This is a genomic window from Bradyrhizobium centrolobii, assembly GCF_001641635.1.
In the GTDB taxonomy this organism is placed as follows: Bacteria; Pseudomonadota; Alphaproteobacteria; order Rhizobiales; family Xanthobacteraceae; genus Bradyrhizobium; species Bradyrhizobium centrolobii.
The window spans coordinates 43,930-50,138 of record NZ_LUUB01000078.1 but is presented as its reverse complement, the minus strand read 5'-3'; the positions used below and the strand labels follow the sequence as shown (position 1 = coordinate 50,138).

At 64.0% G+C, this 6,209-nt stretch carries 7 protein-coding genes; 4 read left to right on the top strand and 3 right to left on the bottom strand.

Annotated features, from left to right (window positions below; all coding sequences use genetic code 11):
• Together AYJ54_RS52705 and AYJ54_RS24975 are read left to right on the top strand one after the other, a co-directional pair.
• Window positions 1–682 (top strand): MFS transporter (locus AYJ54_RS52705; protein ID WP_245329121.1); only part of this gene is annotated, 682 nt, incomplete at its 5' end.
• Window positions 683–773: 91 nt separating this feature from the next.
• Complete coding sequence (locus AYJ54_RS24975) at window positions 774–1,151, top strand: hypothetical protein (RefSeq protein WP_063702954.1); 378 nt, start codon at window positions 774–776, stop codon at window positions 1,149–1,151.
• 49 nt (window positions 1,152–1,200) lie between these two features.
• Here the strand turns inward: AYJ54_RS24975 and AYJ54_RS24970 are convergent, their stop codons facing one another.
• Together AYJ54_RS24970 and AYJ54_RS24965 are read right to left on the bottom strand one after the other, a co-directional pair.
• Window positions 1,201–1,527: a GrlR family regulatory protein gene (locus tag AYJ54_RS24970; RefSeq protein WP_063702953.1), complete on the bottom strand. Its 327-nt coding sequence runs from the start codon at window positions 1,525–1,527 to the stop codon at window positions 1,201–1,203.
• A 168-nt stretch (window positions 1,528–1,695) separates the two neighbouring features.
• Window positions 1,696–3,015, bottom strand: a complete 1,320-nt coding sequence (locus tag AYJ54_RS24965; RefSeq protein ID WP_063702951.1) for an alpha/beta hydrolase — start codon at window positions 3,013–3,015, stop codon at window positions 1,696–1,698.
• Between the two features lie 311 nt (window positions 3,016–3,326).
• Here AYJ54_RS24965 and AYJ54_RS24960 point away from each other — a divergent pair, with 311 nt between their 5' ends.
• Window positions 3,327–4,694: an APC family permease gene (locus AYJ54_RS24960; RefSeq protein ID WP_063702949.1), complete on the top strand. Its 1,368-nt coding sequence runs from the start codon at window positions 3,327–3,329 to the stop codon at window positions 4,692–4,694.
• Window positions 4,695–4,696: 2 nt separating this feature from the next.
• The gene (locus tag AYJ54_RS24955; RefSeq protein WP_136623915.1) at window positions 4,697–5,911 is read left to right on the top strand and encodes a hypothetical protein; all 1,215 of its coding nucleotides are present in this window, start codon (window positions 4,697–4,699) and stop codon (window positions 5,909–5,911) included.
• Here the strand turns inward: AYJ54_RS24955 and AYJ54_RS24950 are convergent, their stop codons facing one another.
• Window positions 5,912–6,124 (bottom strand): hypothetical protein, encoded by a 213-nt coding sequence (locus AYJ54_RS24950; protein WP_063702945.1) that lies wholly within the window; start codon window positions 6,122–6,124, stop codon window positions 5,912–5,914.
• Window positions 6,125–6,209 lie beyond the last annotated feature (85 nt).

The window sequence follows — 6,209 nt, the reverse complement described above, 5'->3', positions numbered from 1 at the left end:
AGCCTATGGCGAGATCGGCGCGCTCGGCTGCGTCAGCTTCCTGCTGTTGTTGCTGCGGCTGCCGGCCGGCTTGAAGGGCACGCCGGTTGACCTGAAGACCTGGAGCGCGGTCGGCCGCAGCCGGACGATCGTGCTGCTGCTTGCGATCACGATGCTGCAGATGTCCGGGCAGTTCGTGGTGTTCACCTTCATGGGGCCGCTGCTCAAGAAGCTGACCGAGGCAAGCCCGGATGCGATCGGCCTGGTCTTCGCGCTCTATGGCGTCTTTGGTTTCCTCGGCGTCGCCACGGCCACCCGGATCGTCGACACCTGGGGGCCTTATCGCACCTCGCTGTTGTTCACGTGCCTGCTGCTCGCGGGCATCACGGGATGGGCGCTGAGCGCCGGCACCTATGTGATGATGGCCACAGCCGTGGCGATCTGGGGACTGGGCTTTGCATCGACCAATTCGATGCAGCAGGTGCGGCTGGTTGCGGCGGCGCCGACGCTTGCGTCGGCGACCGTCGCGCTCAACACCTCGGTCCTCTATATCGGCCAGGCCGTCGGCTCAGCCGTCGGCGGACTCCTGTTTGCCCGCGGGCTCCTGCGCACGCTAGGTTTCGTGGCGGTCGGCTTCGTGGTCCTGGCCCTGATCCTGGTGGTGCTGACCCGGCCGCGGCCGGCTGCCGCCGCGCCGGCCTAGCCCTTGCGCTTCCGTGTGCGCAAGGCGCTTGGCAAACCGCGCGGGAGGGCGTTAGAAGGCGAGGCATGGGGACCAAAGAGAGATGACTGAGATGAGGATGATTTTGGCGGTTGCCGCGGTGCTCTATTCAGCCTCCGCGTTTGCGCAAACCGACAAGCCACCGATGGTCGGGGACAAGCCGCTGGTACAGGTCCAGTCCAAGGGGACCAAGCCGGCGGCGACCACCGCGGCGGCGGCGCCGAAGGGCAAGCCGCAATCGATTGCGGTGCGGCTCCAGGCCTGCCTCGACATCGACGACGCCACCAAGGACCGCCTCAACTGCTACGATGCGGTGATCCCCCCGGCGCCGAAGCCGAAGCCGCCGAAGGCCAAGGGCGTGGCTGATTGCCGCTTCCTCAAGGAGGAGGACGAACGGCTGGCCTGCTTCAACGGTTTTGCCGAGAGCATTCCGAAGCTGCCCAAGACCTGAAGAAGACCTGAGGAAGAGCCGGAGGAACTGAGCGCCGCGAGCGTCGCGCTCAGTCGCTGATCCGGCTTAGCATCGCCCGGAAGGCAACGCCCGGCAATTGCAGCGCGCTGCCTTCGAATTCGGCCATGCTACCTTCTTCCCGTCCGGTGAGCGTCAGTGTGATCCTGTCGGTCCCGAACAGCGGCCTGAAAGAGGGGTCGTCGTTGTAGCGCTCGGTCGAGATCTTGACCTTGATGCTCTCGCCTTCACCCGTATAGGTGCCGATGAAGGCGAAGGCGGAATTGCCGCCCCGTATCTTTCCGTCGATGACATAGACCACACCACAGCCGGTGCCGCGAACCGTGTGGAAGTCGACCTTGTACAACCCCTGACGCACCTTCGGTCCCGCGAAATTCCAATTTCAACGCGGCCGGCAAATTATGGCTGCCGCAGGCGGAAACAATCCGGTGACTCCCCGGGGAGCTCGATCATTAACATCACATTTTCATCAACGCGTGAGGGAATTGCAGGCAGAGCGGCCAAATACCGGCTCGCGCAATCAAGTCTAGCGGCTGGACGCGGAGGAACTGGTGGCCGCAACACGCGTCAGTGCCAGTGACGGTGTTGCCGACATCTTCACCAGCACGTCCTTGAGCGGATTCCGCGTCCACGCGCGGGTCACATAATCGCGGTGGGTGATGCCGTCGCCGGTTTCGACGAACATCACGCTGCCCGGATGCAACGGTCCATCCATGTCCTCGGAGACGCTGATGCCCTTCTGGCGCAGCATGCTCATCAGCTCGCGGTTGCGCCGGGCGGTATAGTGGGTGTAGGAGCTGACGAAGAAGCCGGAGCGATGGCTCTCGATCCAGGAGGCGAACTTGTCGAGCTCGCCATAGACGGCGTCGAGCAACACGACGCCGCGAACGCGGTCGCTGATGCCGCCGACCTCAAGGCCCCAGGCGGTCGGCAGGAAGCCGCCGCTGTAGCCGACGATGACAATCGGCATGTTGGCGAAGGCGCGTGCGCTGTTGGGATCGCCGGTGAGGCGGGCGAGGTGATCGGCCGATTCCGCCATGAAACGTTTGAGGCCGCCGGGCTGCCAGAACTTGCCGGCGCTGGAGTCGGCCGCATCGACGGCCATCTGCGGTGCGAGGAGCACGGCGTTGGCGCCGGAATCGGTGACCTGCTGTGGCACCAGCTGACGGTCGCGCACGTCGCGTTCCAGCGTCGCGCCATTGCCGTGGAAGAACACGACGATCACGCCCGGCTTGTGCACGTCGAAATGTTCGGGGACGTGCACTAGCACACGGCTGTCGCTGTAGGTCTCGTCCTGCCAGTAGACGCGTCCCGAATAGCTGCGATGGCCGCGGCGGTCGCCCTTGGCGATGTTGAGGAAGGGCGTGTCGGACGCCGGGTTGTTGCCGAAATAGGGGAAGGCCGATGATTTCATGCTGACGAGCGTCGTCAGGTCCTCGCGCTGCGGACGTTGGTAGGGAATCTGCGGCTCGATCGAGGCCACCTTGTAGGGCGCCTGCTCCGGTTGCTGTTGCACGGCGCGCTTGGGCGAGAAGTCCGACACCTGCCGTTGCAGCAGGCTCTCGCTTGCAGACGGGAAGCGATCCCTGAACTGCGGGGCAGGGAAGCGATCCTCGAACGTGTCGCCGCTTGCTACCTGCGGATTGGTCTTCGCGACGACTTGGGTATTGGCCTGCGAGTTCGCCGCGAGCGCTGTCGGGTTGGGCGCCCGGCCGCATTGAACCAGCGTCTGCGAAAATGGCACCAAGGCTGAGATCAGGCCGATCCGGAGCGCGCGAGCGCACGCACCGGACATCGTCCGGTGCGTACGCGTCTCAGCTCTCATTTTCGGAACGGCCCCGACCATCCACCCATGACCCCGATCCAGCGGCAATCTTTAGGCTAACTGAGCCGACTGGCGTTTAGGCGACGTTAAGTGTCCGGAGAAACTTCCCCACATCCGGAAGGCTCAAAGGGACCACGCAATCGTGTCGCGATTGTGGGAGGGGACTGCGGATTTCACGGGCCTGGGCAGGTTATCGGCCCAAAACGGGCGCAAGAGGTGATAAGATACCTCATTCCGCCGCCTCATTTAGCCCTTGTTAACCCTGCTTGAATTGACTGGACAAACTGCATGATGCTCCCCGTGAGGCGCGACGCCTGAGGTTAAGGACCCCGATGACGGCATCAGATGCGGGAACTGCGCCCTGGACTGGCCGGCTGACCGGAAGCGGGTCGGGGGTCTCCGTTCTGGTTGCGACCGCCATCGTGGTTGCCGACATGGTCGGGGTCGGCGTCTTCACGAGCCTCGGCTTCCAGGTCAAAGACATCCCGTCCGGCTTTTCGATCCTGCTGTTGTGGACCGTCGGCGGCATCGTCGCGTTGTGCGGCGTCTTCTCCTACAGCGAGCTCGGGGCGATGTTTCCGCGCTCGAGCGGCGAGTACAATTTCCTCGGCCGCGCCTATCATCCGGCGTTCGGCTTTCTCGCCGGCTGGGTCTCGGCGACGGTCGGGTTTGCAGCGCCGGTCGCGCTCGCTGCGATGGCCTTCGGCGAGTATGCCAAATCGGTCTTCCCCGATCTGCCGCCGATCCCGCTCGCCATCGGCGTGGTGTGGCTGGTCTCGATGGTGCAGCTGACCGGCGTCAGGCATTCTTCGACCTTTCAGCTGATCTCGACCATCCTGAAGGTCGTGCTGATCATCGCGTTCCTGGTCGCCGGCTTTGTCATCGGCACAAGGCAGCCGGTCGCCTTCACGCCGCAAGCGGGCGACCTTGCGCATATCGTCAGCGCGCCCTTCGCGATCGGACTGGTCTTCGTGATGTACTCGTTCTCGGGCTGGAATGCCGCGACCTACATCATCGGCGAGATGCGCACGCCGCAGCAGAGCCTGCCGCGCGCGCTGCTCGCGGGTACGCTGATCGTACTCGTCTTGTACGTTGGGCTCAATGCGGTGTTCCTCTATTCCACGCCGATCGATGCGCTCGCCGGCCAGCTCGACGTCGCGAGCGTCGCCGGCAGCGCCATCTTCGGCGGCATCGGCGGCCGGATCGTCGGCGCGATGATCTGTGTCGGCCTGGTTTCCTCGATCAGCGCGATGATGTGGATCGGCCCGCGCGTCATGATGACGATGGGCGAGGACATCCCGGCCTTGCGCGTCTTCTCGCGCCGGTCGGTAAGCGGCGCGCCGGCCTATGCGATCCTGTTTCAGCTCGCGGTCGCCAACCTCCTCCTGTTCACGCACAGCTTCGAGGCGGTGCTCGACTTCATCCAGTTCGCGTTGCTGTTCTGCTCGTTCTTCACCGTGCTGGGCGTTATCAAGCTGCGTATCACCGATCCCGATCTGCCGCGCCCCTATCGCGCCTGGGGATACCCGTTCACGCCGTTGGTTTTCCTACTCGTGACCGCGTTCATGATGTACTACCTGCTGATGGAGCGGCCGGTGCAGTCGCTCTCGGGGATGCTCGTCATGCTCGCAGGCCTGTTGATTTATGCCGTTTTCCGCAGGCGGCCGGTCGCCGCTGCCACTTCGTCACATCGCGAATAGACATGTTTCGACCTATGAGAATTGCAGCCGTCGCTCTTGCCTTGCTGTTTGCGGTCGCACCCTCCGCGCGCGCCGCCGAGGTGACTTTTGACGACGCCGCGCGCTTCCTCGCCGGCATGCAGCCTTCGGCGGACTCGCCCCTGGTGCCGTTGACCAGGGAGCCCAACTGGCAGCACCACGCAAAATTCTTCGATAGCGCCTTCGCCCAGCTCGAGCAGCGGCAATTGTCGCGGATCCGCAATTGGGCCGACGTCAATCTCGCCGCACCCAGGCCGACCATGTTCTACATGTTCAGCGGCCCGGACTTCCTCTACGCCGACGCCTTCTATTCCAAGGCCAGCACCTACGTGCTCGGCGCGCTCGAGCCGGTCGGCGCGGTGCCCGATTTGACCAGGGCGCCGCGCGGCGCGGTCGGTGCCGCGCTCTACAATGTCGAGCGCTCGCTCGGCTCGATCCTGAGCTTCTCCTTCTTCATCACCAAGCACATGAAAGTCGACCTGCACGCCAACCAGGTCCATGGCACCTTGCCGATCCTCTATGTGTTCCTTGCGCGCTCCGGCAAGACCATCCGCGACGTCGAAATGGTCGCGCTCGACAACAAGGGCGGGATGCACACGGGCAACGACAATCCGGGACCGAACGCCACCCGCGGCGTCCGCATCACCTTCGTTGGCAGCGACGGCGAGGTGCGCACGCTGTATTATTTCTCGACCGATCTCTCCAATCCCAGCGCGCGCGCCACGGGCTTCCTGAAATTCTGCGAGACGCTCGGGCCCGGCAACAGCCTGCTCAAGAGCGCGTCCTATCTTCTGCACAAGGGCGACTTCACGACTGTCCGCGACTGGCTGCTCGCCAACAGCGCGACGATCATCCAGGACGATTCCGGAATCCCGCTTGCGCACTACAATGCTCGGCAATGGCGGTTCTTCCCGTTCGGCCGCTATCTCGGGCCGATCGATGAATTCCCGGGCCGCTACCAGGAGCGCTACGCCGAATTGTTCACGCGCGCCCAGCCGATCGATTTCGGCATCGGCTATCGCTGGCGCACGAATGAATCGAACTTGCTGTTGTCGGTGAAGGTGCCGGGAGGCGAGACCGTTCCGGCGGCGGAGGCCACCTCATCGGCGGAGCCGCCGCCGAGGCCGCCGCGGCCGAAGCGGCTGCGTCCACCTGAGCCGATCCCGCCGCCACCCGGCCGCTTCTTCTGGTTCCGCTGACTACCAGTGCACGCTCTGGCTTGGAACGATGAACGCCGTCGTGCTCGGCGGTGTGGCGAAGCTCGTTGCCAGGTACCAGCCGGAGCCCAGGACGAGAGCCAGGAGTGCGATGATGGCGAGCAGATCGATGGTTCTGGAGTCGTGACCCCGCGGACTAATTCGAAGATGCGAACCAAGGTTGAAGTGCAAATGAGGGCTGATTTTCCAGCGCATTGTTGTTTCCTCCCGTGGGAGTATCAAAACAACGCGAGCGGAAAGTTCCGGTTCCAGTCAGGGCAGCGATGCGCAAAGCACCGCA